Source organism: Shewanella hanedai, from assembly GCF_007197645.1.
Classification (GTDB): Bacteria; Pseudomonadota; Gammaproteobacteria; order Enterobacterales; family Shewanellaceae; genus Shewanella; species Shewanella hanedai.
In genome coordinates, this window is sequence record NZ_VKGK01000005.1 from 1 (window position 1) to 18,778 (window position 18,778).

14 protein-coding genes are annotated in these 18,778 nt (G+C 38.3%); 11 read left to right on the forward strand and 3 right to left on the reverse strand.

Annotated features, from left to right (window positions below; genetic code table 11):
• Positions 1-294: 294 nt before the first annotated feature.
• Complete coding sequence (locus FN961_RS05590) at positions 295-1,086, forward strand: VpsP family polysaccharide biosynthesis protein (protein WP_143563577.1); 792 nt, start codon at positions 295-297, stop codon at positions 1,084-1,086.
• Between the two features lie 78 nt (positions 1,087-1,164).
• Here the strand turns inward: FN961_RS05590 and FN961_RS05595 are convergent, their stop codons facing one another.
• On the reverse strand, positions 1,165-2,001 hold the full coding sequence (locus tag FN961_RS05595) for a mechanosensitive ion channel family protein (RefSeq protein WP_143563578.1): 837 nt from the start codon (positions 1,999-2,001) through the stop codon (positions 1,165-1,167).
• A gap of 473 nt (positions 2,002-2,474) precedes the next feature.
• On the opposite strand from FN961_RS05595, the gene FN961_RS05600 reads away from it, so the two are divergent.
• The 5 genes from FN961_RS05600 to FN961_RS05620 all read left to right on the forward strand — a co-directional run bounded on the left by FN961_RS05600 (position 2,475) and on the right by FN961_RS05620 (position 10,614).
• Positions 2,475-7,235 (forward strand): CHASE3 domain-containing protein, encoded by a 4,761-nt coding sequence (locus tag FN961_RS05600; RefSeq protein WP_143563579.1) that lies wholly within the window; start codon positions 2,475-2,477, stop codon positions 7,233-7,235.
• Positions 7,236-7,250: 15 nt separating this feature from the next.
• The gene (locus FN961_RS05605) at positions 7,251-8,090 is read left to right on the forward strand and encodes a CheR family methyltransferase (protein WP_185972737.1); all 840 of its coding nucleotides are present in this window, start codon (positions 7,251-7,253) and stop codon (positions 8,088-8,090) included.
• Positions 8,083-8,679 carry a chemotaxis protein CheB gene (locus tag FN961_RS05610; RefSeq protein ID WP_143563580.1) on the forward strand — a complete coding sequence of 199 codons (597 nt, stop codon included), beginning with the start codon at positions 8,083-8,085 and terminating at the stop codon, positions 8,677-8,679. The genes FN961_RS05605 and FN961_RS05610 overlap by 8 nt, the downstream gene beginning before the upstream one ends.
• Entirely contained in the window at positions 8,672-9,961 is a 1,290-nt protein-coding gene (locus FN961_RS05615) for a hybrid sensor histidine kinase/response regulator (RefSeq protein ID WP_143563581.1), read from the forward strand. The genes FN961_RS05610 and FN961_RS05615 overlap by 8 nt, the downstream gene beginning before the upstream one ends.
• Positions 9,962-10,260: 299 nt before the next feature.
• Entirely contained in the window at positions 10,261-10,614 is a 354-nt protein-coding gene (locus FN961_RS05620; RefSeq protein ID WP_143563582.1) for a hypothetical protein, read from the forward strand.
• A gap of 229 nt (positions 10,615-10,843) precedes the next feature.
• Here FN961_RS05620 and FN961_RS05625 read toward each other — a convergent pair whose 3' ends face one another.
• Both FN961_RS05625 and FN961_RS05635 read right to left on the reverse strand, forming a co-directional pair.
• Positions 10,844-11,803, reverse strand: coding sequence for an alpha/beta fold hydrolase (locus tag FN961_RS05625; protein WP_143563583.1), 960 nt, complete (start codon positions 11,801-11,803; stop codon positions 10,844-10,846).
• A gap of 712 nt (positions 11,804-12,515) precedes the next feature.
• Positions 12,516-13,262 (reverse strand): LuxR family transcriptional regulator, encoded by a 747-nt coding sequence (locus FN961_RS05635; protein ID WP_143563584.1) that lies wholly within the window; start codon positions 13,260-13,262, stop codon positions 12,516-12,518.
• Between the two features lie 205 nt (positions 13,263-13,467).
• Between FN961_RS05635 and FN961_RS05640 the strand changes: the two genes are divergently transcribed.
• From FN961_RS05640 to luxB, 5 genes are all read left to right on the forward strand, one after another.
• Complete coding sequence (locus FN961_RS05640) at positions 13,468-14,049, forward strand: acyl-homoserine-lactone synthase (protein ID WP_143563585.1); 582 nt, start codon at positions 13,468-13,470, stop codon at positions 14,047-14,049.
• A 147-nt stretch (positions 14,050-14,196) separates the two neighbouring features.
• Positions 14,197-15,636, forward strand: coding sequence for a long-chain-fatty-acyl-CoA reductase LuxC (gene luxC, locus FN961_RS05645; RefSeq protein ID WP_143563586.1), 1,440 nt, complete (start codon positions 14,197-14,199; stop codon positions 15,634-15,636).
• Between the two features lie 16 nt (positions 15,637-15,652).
• Positions 15,653-16,579 carry an acyl transferase gene (locus FN961_RS05650; RefSeq protein WP_143563587.1) on the forward strand — a complete coding sequence of 309 codons (927 nt, stop codon included), beginning with the start codon at positions 15,653-15,655 and terminating at the stop codon, positions 16,577-16,579.
• A gap of 37 nt (positions 16,580-16,616) precedes the next feature.
• Positions 16,617-17,681: a luciferase subunit alpha gene (luxA, locus tag FN961_RS05655; RefSeq protein ID WP_143563588.1), complete on the forward strand. Its 1,065-nt coding sequence runs from the start codon at positions 16,617-16,619 to the stop codon at positions 17,679-17,681.
• Between the two features lie 38 nt (positions 17,682-17,719).
• Positions 17,720-18,703 (forward strand): luciferase subunit beta, encoded by a 984-nt coding sequence (luxB, locus tag FN961_RS05660; protein ID WP_143563589.1) that lies wholly within the window; start codon positions 17,720-17,722, stop codon positions 18,701-18,703.
• Positions 18,704-18,778: the final 75 nt, after the last annotated feature.

An 18,778-nucleotide genomic window follows, 5' to 3' on the forward strand; every position in this document is an offset into this window, starting at 1 on the left:
AGGCCGGGATCCAGCTCTTTAGAACGTACTCTGGTTGATCTTGCCTTTCTCCGTGGTCTCCGTGTTCTCTGTGGTGAGTAGCTTTTATCTTAGAGCGTACAGACTGCGGATTAGGGATCAAGGACGGGAAAAGCTGGATCCTGAAACGAGTTCAGGATGACGGGGGTTATTCAGGATGACGGATAACGGAACGCTTCGCTCACGGATAACGGATGGCGGATGGCGGGGGTTATTCGCTCGTCATCCCGGCGAAGGCCGGTATCTGACCTCCATATATGGAGGAAATGTCGGATCATGTCTGGAACATTACCGACCAGCTCTTTGGAACGTACTTTTGTTGATTTTGCCTTTCTCCGTGTCTGCATTTTATTAGGGTTGCTACCATTTATGAAAAAAAAGTTCTTTGCTGCACTTTTATTACTGCTTTGTGTTTATGGCATGGGAAGTGCGTTTTATCGTGGTAGCGCGAGTGCTTGGTATTATAAGGCGGAGTTTGCACTTAATCACTGGGCAAAAGTCGGAACGATACCTAATGAAGATGATTACATTGAGGCATTAGATGCGATCACAACTGCCAGCCGATTAGATCCATCTCATCCGCATTATATTCATATGCTTGGCCGAATACACCACTGGGGCGTATCTGAAGGTTTTGAGTCTGTTGAAAGCTTACCTCAAATAGAGCAGTGGTATTTGGCATCAACTAAGTTAAGGCCTATGTGGCCTGATCCTTGGGTAGATTTGGCACGGCTAAATAATTTTGTTGAAGGCTATACAGCAAAAACCAAACACTATATTGATCAGGCGATTAATACCGGTCCCTATATTGATGATGTGAACACTGGTGTGCTTAAAGTATTACTGCAACACTGGGATATTCTTGACGGTAATGAACGTGAGTTACTGTTTTCGCAGTTTCAGATAACTACATTACAGCCGAAAGTACTAAGACTGGCGCTAGTTGATGCCAAATCACTTGGCCGTCAAGATTTGCTGTGTACACAATTGAGATTTAATCCCGAACACAGTAAATACAGAAATTCTGGCCTTTATCGGCAGTTTTGCAGTAATGCATTTTCTGGTTAAGGCTGCTGCAGCTCCATAAATTTGTCACTCATCGAGTCATTACAAGTTTATGGAGCGTGTTCGATATAGAGGGGAGTATTATTTTCCAAAGGCTTGATGGTAGGCAACCATAAAGTCTTCGCGGATCAACTGCTCCAAATGAGATGCGCGTTCAGTGGGACAAAAAATCATAATATGCACATTTTGCTCTCCTGTTGCCCCACTATTGATATGGATGTGTGGCTCCGCACCGGGTAAGTCGACGCCAGCATGCCTTTCTATGACGCTATTGTAGCGTTTTGCCACCTCAAAGAAGTCTTCACAATGTTGTTCAATTTTAACCAACAGATCTGGAAACAGTGGGTATAGGTTTACAAACTCAATCACTGTTATTTTAAAGTCATGATAAACATAGCGTTTCATGAAATTAAGGTTTTTTACTGGATAGGTAAAAAACGTGCTGTTTGGAAAAGTCGCGGTTTTACCCGTGAAGTGATATTGACCGTGGTGTAGGTCAATTTCTTGAATAACCGTCGCCATTAAGTTGTGTTCAATGACCTCCCCGCATAACGACCCCATCTCAATCCAATCTCCTATGACAAAAGATCGTGAACTCGCTCTTTGAATCGATCCTGTAAAACACAGAATAATTTCCTTAGACGCAACAACTATCGCAATGGCGATAGCTGTGACGGATAGCGCAAATTTATTGATTTCCGTTTGCCAAAGCATAAACAGAATAACGATGAGTAAAATGAAAGAGCCATTCTTGGTTCTGGACATCCATTTACGCTGAGTTTCGCTTAAAAATGCAACGTCACCACGAATGTTATGGATAACAAGGCGCTTAATTGCTGAAATTAAGATGATGATGAGTACGGTGAGTAAAAGCTTATGGGTTAATAAGAAGTCGATAAGGAGTGTTAGTTTTTCCACAAAAGCCTCTTTAAAGGTTTTATACACCTAAAGTGCAGTCAGACAGTGTTTTATATTAGCTTTACTCTAAGGATATCCCTCTGAAAATACAAGCCAGTGTTGTTGATTAGAACGGCTTGGGAAAAAGCCTTTCGTTGAGCCGTTACTTTTTAACCTAACTAGCTTAAGTCGCATCAGTTTTCTTTCATAACGAGACTTATTAACTATGCTTTTAGATAGCACTCAAAGTAATCGTATCTGTTTAACGTTAACTCAGGGGATATGGTCGTGCATATGTCGCTAAGTCGAGGTTATGTGATGATTGTGATGTAGATGGATATCACCATGCCTGAAATGGTTGGATATGAGTCAATCACACTGAAAAAATTTGAGTCTACAGTCTTTTTGCACCTCTGATGTAACCGTGCGATTTTGAAAAATAGTTGTCCGTTATGCGAATTTGGCTGTTTAAGCATGAATTCGGGAGTGAGAATATGTTGACCGAGCTTAAGTTTAGAACCCAACTGCTGATGAGTTATGCCGTTATCTTGTCGTTTATGCTGGTTATTGCGTTAGTGGTGTTTGTTAGCGTTAAATCTTTAGAAGATGATCTGTACTGGGTAGAGCATACACATGCTGTACTGGAAAAAGCGGCAAAGATTGAAACGACAGCTGTTGATATGGAAACAGGTATGAGGGGATACCTGTTGGCGGGTAAAGGAGCATTTTTAGCCCCATACGAAAAAGGGAATAAGAATTTCAATGAGCTGATTAATTCGCTTACATCTGATGTTAAAGATAACCCTGAGCAGGTGGCACTTCTGTTAGATATCTCCACTAATATTGATGAATGGCGCAAAGAGGTGAGTGTACCCGTTATTGCATTAAGGTCTGAGATTGGTGATGCGAAAACAATGAATGATATGGCTGTTGTCATAAAAAAAGCACGTGGTAAGGAGTTCTTCGATCAATTTAGATCTCAAATGAATACTTTTATAGAGCGTGAGCAAGTTATCGTTAATAACATTCATAAAAAGATTGAGTCGAACACCAGCGCAGATGTTCTGAAGCGGCTTGAAGCATTAGAGAGCGAAGCTTATAGATCTATCATCATGGCGCAGAGTATTTTTGCTGCTGCGGTAGATATGGAAACAGGTATGCGTGGTTTCCTACTGGCGGGTCAAGAGCGCTTTCTTGACCCTTATACTGAGGGCAATGGCCGTTTCCATAAGTTAATTGCTCTTTTATCAATGTTAGTCGCCAATGAGCCAGAGCAGGTATCACTGTTAGTTGATAGTGAAATGATTATTGATCGTTGGATTAACGAAGTAGTAGAAGCACAAATATTACTGCGTAGAGAGATCGGTGATGCAAAAACGATGGACGATATGGCTAAATTGGTGGGAGAAGCGAAAGGAAAGACGTATTTCGATAAATTCCGCAGTCAGATCGAAATCTTTAAAAAGCGGGAGTTAGCATTGCTGGATGTGCGTCAGAACTCCTTAGAGAGCACAGAGTCTTTACTCATAAATATCACTATTTTTGGCACGCTATTAGCGATTATTATCGGTTTCGGTATTGCGTTTAGATTAACAAAAAACATCGTGGATCAGCTAGGTGGAGAACCTGCGTATATCGCTGAGATAGCGAGAAAAGTGTCTACTGGCGATCTCAGTGTTGAGTTAAAAGCTGATGGGGTGGCAAAAGGCATATTTGCTGAAATGAAGCGGATGATGGTGACGCTGAAAGATAAAACTGATCTGGCGCAGAAAATAGCCGTTGGTGAGTTAGATCAGATTGTGAAACTGGCTTCTGAAAAAGATGCCTTAGGCATTGCACTAAAGGAGATGTTGGAAAACTTAAATCGTGTTGCAGATCAAGCTAATGCGATAGCAAAAGAGGATTTTAGCAAAGAGATAGTGTTTAAGAGTGATAAAGATAGATTAGGTATTGCCTTATATGAAATGAAGGACCAGATAAAGCAGCGAAATGCCTCTTTATCAAGTAGCTTGAACCTCAACCAAGGCATCGTTGATACCTGCCTAGATGCGATCTTATCAATCACTACCGAAGGCGTCATCATTGCCTGTAATCATGCGGCGGAATCCCTGTTTCAATATAACAGTGAAGAGTTGATGGGAAAACGGATTAATGCCTTGATGCCAAAATCCTTTTCTGATGAACATGACAGTTACCTAAATAATTACTTAACCACAGGCATTAAGAAAATAATGGGTAAAGGCAGGGAGGTTATTGGTTTAAAGAAAGATGGCAGTACCTTCCCCATTTTTCTGACTATTGGTGAAGTTGAGCAAGAGGGAGAGGTTATATTTACCGGTTTTGTACGAGACATCACTAAAGAAAAACAATATGAGAGTGATCTGCAAAAAACCAATGAAGACTTGTTAAAACAAAATGAACTTAAGAGTCAAGTATCTAAAATTAATGAGCTAACCCAAGGAGCATCCGACCTCATGGACATGGCGGACAATATCATCTCTGCATTAGCTGAGATGATGAAAGCCGGCCACGGGGTTATCTATACGTATGAGCAAGAAGATGATGGTTTACGTTTATCTGGAAGCTATGCATTTAAGAAAAGAAAAGCGGTTTTATCCTTTATTGCTATTGGTGAGGGGTTGGTGGGGCAATGCGCAAAAGAGCAGAAAACCATACTCCTGACACAAGTGCCTGGGGATTATATCCAAATACACTCAGGGTTAGGTCAAAGCACTCCTCTTAATGTGATGGTGGTTCCTGTGTTGTTTGAAGATGAGTTGATAGGGGTGATTGAACTGGCTTCATTTAAGGAGTTCAGTGATGGGCAAGTTGACGTTATCGAGCTTATCTCAAGTAATCTGGGCATTGTGATCAATAACCTGAGAAATCAGCAGAAAACACAGACTTTGCTACTAGAAACACAGAATCAATCGGAGAAACTGCAGACTCAGCAGGAGGAACTCAGGAGTTCAAATGAGAGTTTGTTAGAGCAAACTCAGTTGCTGAAAACTTCAGAAGAGGAGTTAAAGCAGCAGACTGAGGAACTTAGAGTGTCGAATGAGGAGTTGGAGGAGAAACAGGTATTCCTTAAACGACAGAAAAATGAAATCGAAGCCGCAAAAGCCGATCTTACCGTTAAAGCCGATGAACTGGCGTTGGCCAGTAAATATAAATCTGAATTTCTAGCCAATATGAGTCATGAACTTAGAACCCCGCTTAACAGTTTACTCTTATTAGCCAAAGGGCTAGCGGATAATAAGAGTCAGCATTTAGACGAAGTTGAAGTTGAAGATGCACAAATTATCTTCGATGGTGGCAACAATCTCCTCTGTTTGATTAACGATATTATGGACCTTTCAAAAGTCGAAGCAGGTAAGTTGTCAATTCACATCGAAGAGGTGAATATTGCCGTATTGTGCCGGAATTTGAAGCAAGTTTTTGACCCTATCGCTAAGAGCCGAGATTTAGCATTTTACATAGAAATTGATGAGCAACTACCAGCTTCGGTCAGTAGTGACGGCCAACGGATCGAACAAATTTTGAGAAACTTACTCTCAAATGCACTCAAGTTTACCGAAACTGGCTCTGTGACGTTAAAAATTGGCTATCCTGTGGCAAACCACACTTTTTCCCATAGCAGTTTAGATGCAAATAGTGCGTTGTCATTTGCGGTTGTTGACACCGGAATAGGCATTCCCAACAACAAACTGCAGGCTATCTTTGAAGCCTTTCAACAACAAGATGGATCAACGAGTCGAAAGTACGGTGGCACAGGGCTCGGATTGACAATTGCCAGAGAGCTGACTCGTTTATTGGGCGGAGAAATTCAACTTAAGAGTATCCCCAATGAAGGCAGTACTTTTTCCTTGTTCCTGCCGAACGCGTTTGATGCCGATGGAGTAGAGGGAAAAGGTGAGGGTGGCGCGATTGTCTCCGATGTAAAATTTGCGGCAGATCAAGTCGAGGCAATTGAGTCTGAGCCAAACCCATTGTCGGAAGATATTCACCATTCAGATTCTGTTATGCAGCCTTATCCAGAATTTATTCCTGATGATCGAAATAATTTGCAAGATGGTGAACCTCGATTACTCGTTATTGATGATGACCCCGCTTTTGCCAGAATCTTACGTGATCATGCACGAGAACATGGTTACCAATGCCTGGTTGCCGGAGATGGCCGTATGGGGATCTTTTTAGCGCAAGAGTACCAACCTAATGGCATCATTCTCGACATTATGCTGCCCGATATTGATGGTCATCAAGTGCTTGAACAACTCAAATTCAGTCTTAAGACTCGTCACATTCCGGTGGAGATGATCTCGGCTCATGATGAGGATAAGAATGCGGCATTAGTTCAAGGCGCAATAGGGTTACAAACTAAGCCAGTCAGTCAAGAAGCCTTGTTGTCTGTGTTTGATGAAATAAAAGGGTTTTCTGCGGTTGATTTACGTCATTTGCTGGTTATAGAAGATGACGCTGGTAATCAGGCTTCGATTGTTAGATTGCTCGAAGGCAGCGATATCGACATCAAGTGTGTCGATAATGGGGCTGAGGGAGTTGATGAGATCCTGTCTGGTCAATATGACTGCATTATTTTGGATTTAGGTTTACCGGATATCAGTGGTTTTGAGGTGTTAAAGCAGATTGAGAGCAGTGAGTTGGAACGCGTTCCGCCTGTCATCATCTATACAGGCAAAGAGATCACTGATGAGGAGCAAGATGCGCTAAATAAGTTCTCATCAACCATCGTACTCAAAGGTGTAGGGTCTGGTGAGCGATTACTGGATGATATTTCCCTGTTTTTACATGACATAGAATCACGATTCGATACCGATAGCCAAAAAACAATCCACATGCTCCATGATGAAGATGCAATGTTTCGGGGACGTAAGGTGTTAATTGTTGATGATGATATGCGAAATACTTATGCATTATCTAAAAAACTAATCGAAGTCGGGTTTGAGGTAGACATGGCACACAATGGTCAGGAAGCTGTGGAGCAGTTAGCTGAAGAAAAACATTTTGAGTTGGTATTGATGGATACCATGATGCCTGAGATGGATGGTGATGAAGCGATTAAATTGATAAGAGAGATGAGCCATTATAAAAAACTTCCAATTATCGCCTTAACCGCTAAAACCATGCCGGAAGACAGAGGAAAATCACTGCAATCTGGTGCTTCTGAGTATCTGACTAAGCCAATAGATTTTGAAAAATTGTTGTCTATTATGCGAATTTGGTTATTTAAGCATTAACATTGGAGGTTAAGCATGCTTGCTATGAAGCCTGAGGATATGCAGGAGTTTGAAATACATCAGCTGCTTGAGGCAATATACTTTCGTTATGGGTATGATTTTAGAGATTATTCAAAAGCTTCATTAGAGCGAAGGATATTACACCGAGTTCAGCAATCCGATTTGAACTCAATTTCTGAAATGGTACCGAGAGTGATGCATGAAACAGCGTTTTTTGAACTGTTTCTCCGGGATATGTCGGTTACGGTGACTGAGATGTTTCGCGATCCTAAAGTGTTTAAAAAACTTAGGCAGGAAGTCTTTATTCAATTGAAAACGTATTCACGAGTCAATATCTGGCATGCCGGATGTGCGACTGGTGAGGAGGTTTATTCGATGGCGATTATGCTTAAGGAGGAGGGCTTACTTGAACGAACTCGCATCTATGCCACTGACTATAATAATCATTCACTCGATATTGCCAAAAAGGGGATCTATCCGGCTGAGAAGATGCAAAGTTATACCGAGAGTTATCTTGCTGCAGGTGGTAAAGCGTCATTTGCAGATTACTATCAAGCTAAATTTGGCTCAGCCAAAATGGCTGAATCCCTGAAAGAACACATCACTTTCGCCAATCATAATCTAATGAAAGATCAAGCTTTTGCAGAGATGCATCTCATTGTTTGTCGAAATGTGCTCATCTATTTTAACCCTAAATTACAAGACAAGGTGCTGGCACTCTTTAAAGAGAGTTTAATTGCTCGGGGGTTCCTATTACTCGGAGACAAAGAGACGATTGATTTTAGTGAGGTTAAAACATCATTTGAGACATTCAGTAAAAAAGAGCGAATTTTTAGGAGGAAGATGTATGTTTGAAGCCATGGTGGTCGGGGTTTCAGCTGGTGGCTTACATGCGTTGTCGGGTATTTTGTCCTGTCTACCGTTAAATTATCCTATCGCAATTCTTATCGTGCAGCATCGTCATCGAGATTCGGATCATTTTTTGGATGAATATTTAAATAAGTTGTCAGCCGTGAGAGTAAAGGAGGCAGAACCTGGTGAAGCCATTTTGCCAGCTCATGTTTATATTGCTCCCGCTGGTTATCATTTGCTCGTTGAAAGGGATAAAACCTTGAGTTTAAGTATCGATCCGCCAGTGAACTTTTCAATTCCCTCCATTGATGTCTTATTTCAATCTGCTGCATCTTGCTACAAAAATCATCTGATTGGACTTATACTTACAGGAGCCAGTTCAGATGGAAGCCAAGGATTGAAAACGATTAAGGAGTATGGAGGATATGCCATTGTTCAAGCTCCTCAAACTGCCGAGGTTGATGTGATGCCAAAAGCTGCCATAGAATTGGTTGACGTAGATAAAATCATTCCTTTAGAAGCGTTGGGGCAATTCTTGATTCAAGATCTTTTAAACTCTACTGTGGTTAATGGAGGCGAGACTGATGAGTGAGCTTCGTCCTAAGATACTTGTGGTTGATGACGAACCCAATAACCTGAGAGTGTATGAACGGATATTAGCGCCGTTGAACTTAGATATAGTCAAAGCAAGTTCAGGGCTTAAAGCGCTGGCTATCGTACATAAGCAAGACTTTTTCCTTATTTTAATGGATGTTCAAATGCCGGGTATGGACGGGTTTGAAACAGCCTCACTTATTCTAGACCATCCTAAAACATCTCATATTCCCGTGATTTTTATCACTGCCTTTGCTCGCGATGAAGCCTTTGAGTTTAAAGGTTACATGAACGGGGCGGTAGATTATCTAGTTAAACCTATCAATGATGAGATACTAAAAAGTAAGGTTTGCGTGTTCTTAGAGCTTTATAAAGAGCGACTCAGGTTAGATAACGCGTATAAAACCAAGAAAAAAGCAGAAGAGGAACTAAAAGTACATAAGGAGAATTTGGAAGAGACGGTTAAAGAGAGAACCAAAGAATTACAAGAGTCGATTGAGCACTTGTTAACGACTCAAGATAAGCTGGTTAAAGTTGAAAAGATGGCGTCTTTAGGGCGTTTGGTTGCTGGAGTGGCTCATGAACTCAATACTCCTATAGGAGTGTGTGTGACAGCGGCATCGTTTATTGAAGAGGAAACACGTCGAATAAGCCAAAGCTTTAATGATGAGTCATTGGATGCTGACGATTTATCTGCTTTTATTGACTGTTCGATTCAAGGGGCTGAGATGCTACTTTCTAATCTCGATAGAGCATCTAATTTGATTAAGAAGTTTAAATTAGTTGCGGTGGATGTGTCGACAGAGGAACTGTCAGTACTCAATGTCATGGCGCACATTGATGAAATTATTGTGCAAATTTTACCTGCGTTAGATATGACTCACCATCAGATAACCATTGAGGGAGATAAAGAACTCACCCTTGAAACCTACCCGGAGACATTAAAGCAAGTGTTGAAAGAGCTGATGCTTAACTCTATGACTCATGCTTTCGAAAAAGGTGTTGATGGCCACATATCGATTGGTGTTAATAAAGTTGAAAATAAAATGAGTATCAGTTTTCACGATAATGGTTGTGGTATGGAAGCTGAAACATTAGCGATGGTGTTTGAACCTTTTTTTACCACCCGCCGAGGTTCTGGTGCAAGTGGCTTAGGTCTCTATATTGTGTTTAATTTAGCTACGCATGTACTTAAAGGTGAAGTAGCTTGTAGCAGTGAAGTGGGTAAAGGGACTGAAATTACCATTACTTTTCCCCTTGAACATAGCTACCAATCTTAAAGTGAGTGGTTCACGGTTTCCACGAATATGCCTTGGAAATATTGGAGCTGTATTCATTGCAAGTGTAAGCCGCGCGACATCCCCCCCGTTTTAACCTTGTAAACTCCATTAAGTGAATCGTGATAAACAGCACAAAAACAAATTGTTAATGACGGATCTCGTCCTGCATCACATACCTAACTTTACCATACATGCTAGCCTCTGCGCTCAAAGCATTACGAATCACATGCGTCGTAAATGCTTTGTAATATCATCTAGATAATCGATATATTGATGGAATGAGAATAGGATCTATCGTAATGAAAAAAATACTACTAGTCGGTCTAGTTAACTGTTTATTTCTGGCTTCAGCACCCGCATCCGCCCAAAACCTTGATACAGAGGTCGCGCTTGGCATGGCAAGTTTGATGATCTGCACAACCATTTACAGCCAAAATGATATGCAGATTGAAGGTTCTATTGTGAGTCAGTCAATGAAAGCACATCAAGATGCTGGCATTGAGGCAATGATTATGTCAAAAGACACCAGCAAGCTTTTAGATGAGCATATTGCTAAATTTCAATCTGCCAGTACAGATAAGCAAATTAAGCTATGTGACCAAGCGCTTCAATTTGCTCGAGAAAGTGATTTCGTCAAAGTGAACGCGTCATAAATTAAACGTCCCCAAGTTTATAATGTACCCATACCTCTTGCTGTATCTTAATGATATTAAGCAGGAGGTTATGATACTCGTCATATTATTCACATACTGGGTCGAGTGATATTAACTAAGTGCCTGTATATGAGCTAAGTCCATGTGCTCGTATTTATTTTCGTATTGCAATGATAAAAAGATCGTTAATACTAAGGTCTTGTTGAATGTATTGACGCTGACAGTATTTTTATCCAAGTGGCTTCTCATTATTTACGTCTAGTTGTTTAACAAATTTATTAAATAAAGCTGCACTCTTTTTTGGGACTTCTACCATGGGAAGGTGCCCAATATTCTTCAGTAATACGACCTGAACATTACTGAGTAAAGGACAGATTTTATCGAGTGCACTTTTATCTAAAATTCTGTCTTCCTCCCCCCATACAATCAATACTGGAACCTGAATTTTATCTAAGTAAGGAAGGAGATCATTGTTGTGAAAATCAGCAAATATCTTGTGATGTAATTGTTTTTTATGCGCCTGAAGTGCTAAATGTGTTTGTTTTAAAGATTTGGGAATAAGGCCAGATTTATAGAAAGTGTAATTAAAGTATTCAATTGGATTGGTACAATCAATCAAAGGGTTGGGGCGGTTAGAGGCCAAGTCTTGAAACATATCACTCTTAATTGGGCTGTCGATTCCAGCATTATCAAATAACGTGACCGATAAAATCTCTTCTGGAAATAGAGCAGCATAGGTTGCTGCGATCTGCCCTCCCATAGAGCTACCGAGTATATGAAAAGGAGCTAATTTTTGCTCGGAAACAAACAAATGCACACGCTTAACCTGAGCTTCAATGCAGTAGTCTGCATCAAGTGGTGCATCACTCTCACCATGTCCAAGTAAATCTAATGCAATGATTCGATATTTTTTCTTTAAAAATAACGACATTTGAAGCCAGTTATCTTTATTGGCGGTAAAGCCATGGGGCATAAGGAGTATTGGCTTACTGTTTATTTGATAGTGTTCATTTGCGTTATCTAGATATACATAACGCTTTTCAAGGAGAGTGATCTCTTTTCGGCTGAGCCCTGAGAGATAACGAGTGGTGTGGGTTAAGAGTTGATAGAGATACAATGGAGTAAAATAGATAAGAATTAAGCTAATTAGCAGTACTAAAATGAATGCGGATATAAAAAATGAAACCATGAAACTCTCCAAATGAAAATAGATTTTGTCTAATAATATACGGCCCCAAAAGAACACTTGATACAGTAGCACGATAGTTATTAAAGTGTTGCGTAAAAGTGTGCTGATTTGCTTAGCCTAAATTAGGGGTAATGATTATTAAGATGTCAGCAAACATAATTTGAAATTAAAGATTTAAGTGGCACTTGGTTTTGAACATATTTAACGGTTGGATCTTCATTCATTTGCACTACCGCGCCAATCATAAATAGAAAGCCAATACCCAGTAGTATTAATCCCATAGCGCATTTCTCTGGTGAGTTGGGTTCTTTAGCACCTCAACGGATCCAGATAGATGCCGTTAAGCGGGGCATTTTGTTTAGCAAGTTTCGCTGCAGGTATAGTATCAATATCTCCCAATAATCTTTTAGCAAAAACAAATTGCACCCTATCTTGTGATTGCAACAAATAACGCTTGATATGAAATAGCGTTGGCTAATGAGTAAAATCGTATTATGTCATTACAATCAAACTCAATGGCAATAACTGCGCAAAATCATTAACAATTGGGTGTGTAATTTTTTTAATTATTGAACACTGTGATATTAATAAACTCTTAAATTATTTAATGAATTTTGTGTTTATGCGTATGGGGGCGGTTATAATTATAGTGTTTTTTTAGTGTGATCTATTAAGTAAGATTATACAGGATTGTGATGAATAGTATGAAGTATTACAAAGGGAATGGATTCATGACCCCTGTTAGGATAGATTTTGAGATACTTTGACTGCGATTATTTGTACCAAGTTTAGTTTGTAAATTGGTTATATGAAAAGATACTGTTCTTTCAGAGCAATCTAGTATTTTAGATATTTCCCAGGTTGTTTTTCCCTCACTTATCCAAGCTAGGCATTCTTTCTCTCTTGGTGTTAACTGTGTGCAAGTATTGCCAATATTTTTATTAATTCTTTGATGGCTGTCTAAAAGTTCAGGAAGAACGAGTAAAACATAAGAGTAAGAGTTTGAATGTAAAGATATTAATGTTTTTTCATTATTTGAATTGGCAAAACTAATTACTCCAAAGCTATTATTTTTTGTATGAACAGGAAAGCTAAATCCTGATTTAAGATTTGAATTTTTTGCTTCTTCAATTACATTTGTTTTGTTTTTATCCCATTTACTTTGTTCCAACATACTCCAAATTATTGGAGCGTAATTAGAAGCGCTATAATCAATAATAGGATCGTAATCAATTAGTTTCTCATCGTTGTAATATTTTTTCCAACATGAAGGGTAATTATCTAAAATATATAAGTCTGATTTAAATATTGATACTGGATTCAGTATAGCAAATAGATAGTATTCACAGTCAAGGAGAAGGGCTAATTTTGTGAGGCAAGCGTTGAGGTCATTATCATTTTCAGATAAACGAAGGTTATCATTGATTTCATATACGGCATCCATTTTGAAAAAATCCATTTATTTCCCTTACTTTTTATAATGATATAGTATTTGGTAACTATAGCATGTCTAGTTTACTAATCTGTATCTGTATCTTAATTTTAAAACTAAAGTAGTAGGTGGTGTGAAGTAAGTAATCGTTTTATAAGAGTTGTAACCCTGTAATATCGTACAGGCTTAAAAGATATACTCGCTTGTTATAGTGGTTTTGAAAGGAGTATATATGCAAATTATCATAAAGAAATCAAACTTTATCACTATTCCAAAGAATGAATACCTTGGGTTGTTAAAGCTGCGCTATCAAGTATTTGTGCTAAGGTTGCAATGGGGGCTGGCTTCTGTAAATGGTCTGGAGTCAGATAACTATGACAATGTGGATGCTGCATATATATATGCTTGCGATGATACTGAAAAAATTTATGGTTGTTGGCGGTTACTGCCAACAACAGGAGATTATATGTTAAGAACAGTATTTTTAAAGTTGCTTGGTGACCAAGATATACCTAATGATCCTACTATTATTGAATTAAGTCGGTTTGCAGTTGAAAAGCAGAGTTCAACAATGAATGGAGTAAGCAGTGAGATAACAATGAAACTTTTTGAAGCAATATACATTCATGCAGTAAACCATGGAATAAAAGAATACGTTTCGGTGACATCTACAGCGATTGAGCGATTTCTAAAACGAATTAAAATCCCTTGTAATCGTATTGGTGATCAACAAGTTCATTTGTTGGGATGTACTAAGTCAGTTGTATTGTCAATGCCTATTAATGACGATTTTAAACATGCTGTCATGTGTTAATATTAGGTCAAACTATGACAGTTAACATTACATTAATACGTATTTAAAAACACCATTTAATAATGGAAGTAAAAAGTCACAACGTAAATTTATCAAGGGCTAGTAATATTAACAATATAGAACTATCAATTATACTGAGGTATGTTAATGATTAAGTATGTTCCAATGATAATCGGAGGCGTCATTCAAGATGATCCCGATAATGAAATTAGAGAGTTAACGTTAAATAATGAACGTAAAGTTCATCTACCTATTATTGATAGTAGTCATGTGGATAAAATAATAGAAATAAAAGTACAGAACAATTTGAATTTAAATCAAGTCGTTAACTTTTTGTATACGGTTGGACAACGTTGGAAAAGTGAAGAGTATTCACGTCGTCGAACTTATATTAGAGATCTGAAAAACTTCCTTGGATATTCAAATGAAATGGCGAAACTAGAAGCTAATTGGATTGCGATGTTATTGTGTTCAAAAAGTGCATTATATGACATTGTAAAAAATGATTTAGGGTCATTGCATATTATTGATGAGTGGATACCTCAAGGAGATTGTTACGTCAAAGCATTGCCAAAAGGTAAATCAGTACATTTACTTGCAGGTAATGTGCCCTTATCTGGAGTGACATCGATTCTTAGGGCTATTTTAACTAAAAATGAATGTATTATTAAAACATCTGCGGCAGATCCATTCACGGCAACCGCTTTGATATCTAGTTTTATCGATGTCAATGCGAGTCATATTATTACGCGATCAATGTCGGTGATGTATTGGGCACATAGTGAAGATATTTCGTTACCGAAAATCATCATGAGTCAGGCTGATGTCGTAGTCGCTTGGGGCGGAGATGAGGCCATTAAATGGGCTGTTAAACATACACCGTACAATATCGATATTCTAAAGTTTGGTCCAAAGCAGAGTCTGAGCATTGTTGATAATCCAGAAGATATGGTCCTTGCGGCAACTGGAGTTGCTCATGATATTTGTTTTTATGATCAACAGGCCTGTTTTTCAACTCAAAATATTTATTACATCGGTAATAAATTAGCTTTGTTCATTGATGAGCTTGAGAGACAATTAACACTTTATGCAAAAATTTTGCCTAAAGGTTTTCAAAATTTTGATGAAAAAGCGGCTTTTAGTCTTACTGAAAAAGAATGCTTATTTGCAGGTTATGACATTAGAAGGGGAGATAATCAAAGCTGGCTAATTATTACATCCCCTTTAGATTCATTTGGAAATCAACCTTTATCACGATCTGTTTATGTTCATCATGTTTCAACACTCTCTGAGATACTACCTTTTATTAATAAAAATGTTACTCAGACTGTCTCGGTAACTCCATGGGGATCCTCATTTAAGTTCAGAGACCAACTGGCAGAATATGGTGCTGAGCGTATTGTCGAGTCAGGTATGAATAATGTATTTCGTGTTGGTGGTGCCCATGATGGTATGCGTCCTCTACAACATTTAGTTAATTATGTGTCTCAAGAGAGACCATCCAGTCATACAACAAAAGATGTTGCTGTGGAAATAGAACAAACACGTTATTTACAAGAAGATAAATTTTTAGTTTTTGTCCCATAATATAAAAGGAAATCATATGGAATGTTCAAATTCTTGCTTAACTATAGATCATGTTATTCAGCTTGATGATGATAAAGAAATTAGAGTATGGGAAACGTTACCAAAGGATAATACAGCGGTAAGGAATAACACTATTCTTATTGCTTCTGGTTTTGCTCGGAGAATGGATCATTTTGCAGGCTTAGCTGAATACCTATCCAGTAATGGTTTTCATGTTATCCGTTATGATTCTCTTCATCATGTTGGATTGAGCAGTGGTGATATTAATGAGTTTACAATGTCGATTGGAAAAGACAGTTTGCTTATCGTAATAGAATGGCTCAAAGGACGTGGCGTTAATAAATTAGGTTTGATTGCAGCAAGTTTATCCGCTCGTATTGCTTATGAAATATCAAATGATGTTGATTTATCATTTTTAGTGACTGCTGTGGGAGTTGTAAATTTGAGGGATACGTTAGAGAGGTCATTAAAATATGACTACTTACAATTAGAAATTGAAGACTTGCCTGAAGATTTAGATTTTGAGGGGCACAATTTGGGATCTAAAGTTTTTGTGAGAGATTGTTTTAAACATAACTGGGTTACGTTAGATTCGACAAAAAACAAAATGAAAAACCTAGACATTCCATTTATTGCATTTACGGCTAATGATGATGATTGGGTTAAGAAAGCTGAAGTATTGGAGATGATGAATAGTATCAGTTCTACAAAGTGTAAACTGTATTCTTTAATCGGTAGCTCTCATGATTTAGGTGAAAACCTTGTCGTGTTAAGAAATTTTTATCAGTCAGTTACTAAGGCCGCAATATCTTTAGATAATGATTCTGTTGATCTAAATGTTGAAATATTTGAACCAAAATTTGAAGAATTAACGAGTGTAACAGTACAAGAGCGAAGATTAAAAAATAAAATCGAAAGTGAAATTCTAGAGTTAATGAATTAATAGTCATACCCGGTTATATAAAATAAAGGAAATAATTATGAAGTTCGGAAATATTTGTTTTTCATATCAACCGCCTGGTGAGACTCATAAACAGGTAATGGATCGTTTTATTCGACTTGGCGTTGCTTCGGAAGAACTTGGCTTTGATACATACTGGACTCTGGAGCACCATTTTACTGAGTTCGGTCTTACTGGTAACCTTTTTGTTGCTGCAGCAAATCTACTTGGCCGAACTAAAACACTGCAAGTTGGGACGATGGGGGTTGTACTCCCTACAGCTCATCCAGTTCGACAACTAGAAGATGTATTGTTATTGGATCAAATGTCTAAAGGTCGTTTTAATTTTGGCGTTGTTCGAGGTTTATACCATAAAGATTTCAGGGTATTTGGCGTCAATATGGAAGACTCACGCGGGATAACTCAAAGCTTCCATACCATGATCATTGATGGCGTAAAAACGGGACGTATAAGCTCAGATGGGGAACATATAGAGTTCCCAGAAGTTGAGGTATATCCAACAGCTTATTCAAAGGAGCTCCCAACGTGTATGACAGCGGAGTCAGCTAGCACAACGGAGTGGTTAGCTGAGCGGGGATTGCCAATGGTGCTTAGCTGGATAATTGGAACCAACGAGAAAAAAGCGCAAATGGAACTTTATAATGAAATTGCGATAGAGCATGGTCATGATATTACTAAGATTGATCATTGTATGACATTTATATGCTCAGTGGATAATGATAGTAATAAGGCACGTGATGTATGCCGTGCTTTTCTTGCTAATTGGTATGACTCTTATGTTAATGCTACCAACATATTCAATGATAGCAACCAAACTCGTGGCTATGACTATCACAAAGGTCAGTGGAGAGATTTTGTACTAAAAGGTCATACAAATAGCAACAGACGTGTTGATTACAGTAATGAAATTAACCCTGTAGGCACACCTGAAGAATGTATTTCAATTATTCAACGTGATATTGATGCGACCGGTATTACTAATATCACCTGTGGGTTTGAAGCAAATGGTAGTGAAGAGGAAATAGTGGCTTCTATGGGACGGTTTATGACACAAGTGGCTCCTTTTTTGAAAGACCCTAGCTAGTCATTAATACATTTAATTAAATATAGTAAGGAAATATTATGAAATTTGGATTGTTTTTCCTCAACTTTCAGCTAGATGGTATGACTTCAGAAAACACTTTAGATAATATGGTGAGCATGGTGTCTCTTGTTGATGCTGATGAATATCATTTTGATACAGTACTCATATACGAACATCATTTTTCTAAAAGTGGCATTATAGCTTCACCTATTACAGCGGCTGGTTTTTTACTTGGATTGACTAATAGGCTGCATATTGGCTCTTTAAATCAAGTTATTACAACTCACCATCCAGTACGTGTTGCCGAGGAATCAAGTTTATTAGACCAGATGTCTGAAGGTCGTTTCATTCTGGGATTCAGCAATAGTGAAAACGACTTTGAAATGGATTTCTTTAAACGTAATTTAGCATCTCGGCAACAGCAATTTGAAGCTTGTTATGACATCATTAATGAGGCGTTGACGACTGGATATTGCCACCCTCAAAATGATTTTTACGATTTCCCTAAAGTGTCAATAAACCCACATTGTTTTAGTAAAAATGGGCCTAAGCAGTATGTAGTAGCAACAAGTAAAAGTGTCGTTGAATGGGCCGCTAAAAATGCATTGTCTCTGACGTTTAAATGGGATGATAGTCTTGCAGATAAAGAAAGTTATGCAATGCTTTATAATGAAATTGCGATGCGTTATGGTATTGACATTTCAAATGTAGAGCACCAACTTACAGTCATTGTCAATTTGAATGCTGATGGTGATTTAGCTCGCGATGAAGCTAAGGGGTACTTGAAAAACTATATTGTTGAAACATATCCAGACATCGATCATGTGGCTAAAATAAATTCAATCATTGCAGAGAACGCGATTGGTACTGATGCCGAGTATTATGACCAAATTAAACTAGCAGTTGAAAAAACAGGAGTTAAAAAAATTCTGTTATCATTTGAATCCATGAAGGATTCAAATGATGTTAAAAATATTATTAATATGGCAAATGACAAAATATCTAAAAATATTAAGGCATAGTGTTCGTTGGTTTTAAATGGTGGTAGAAATAATTTACCACTATTTAAAATAATGTTAATAACCCCTGCTATTTAG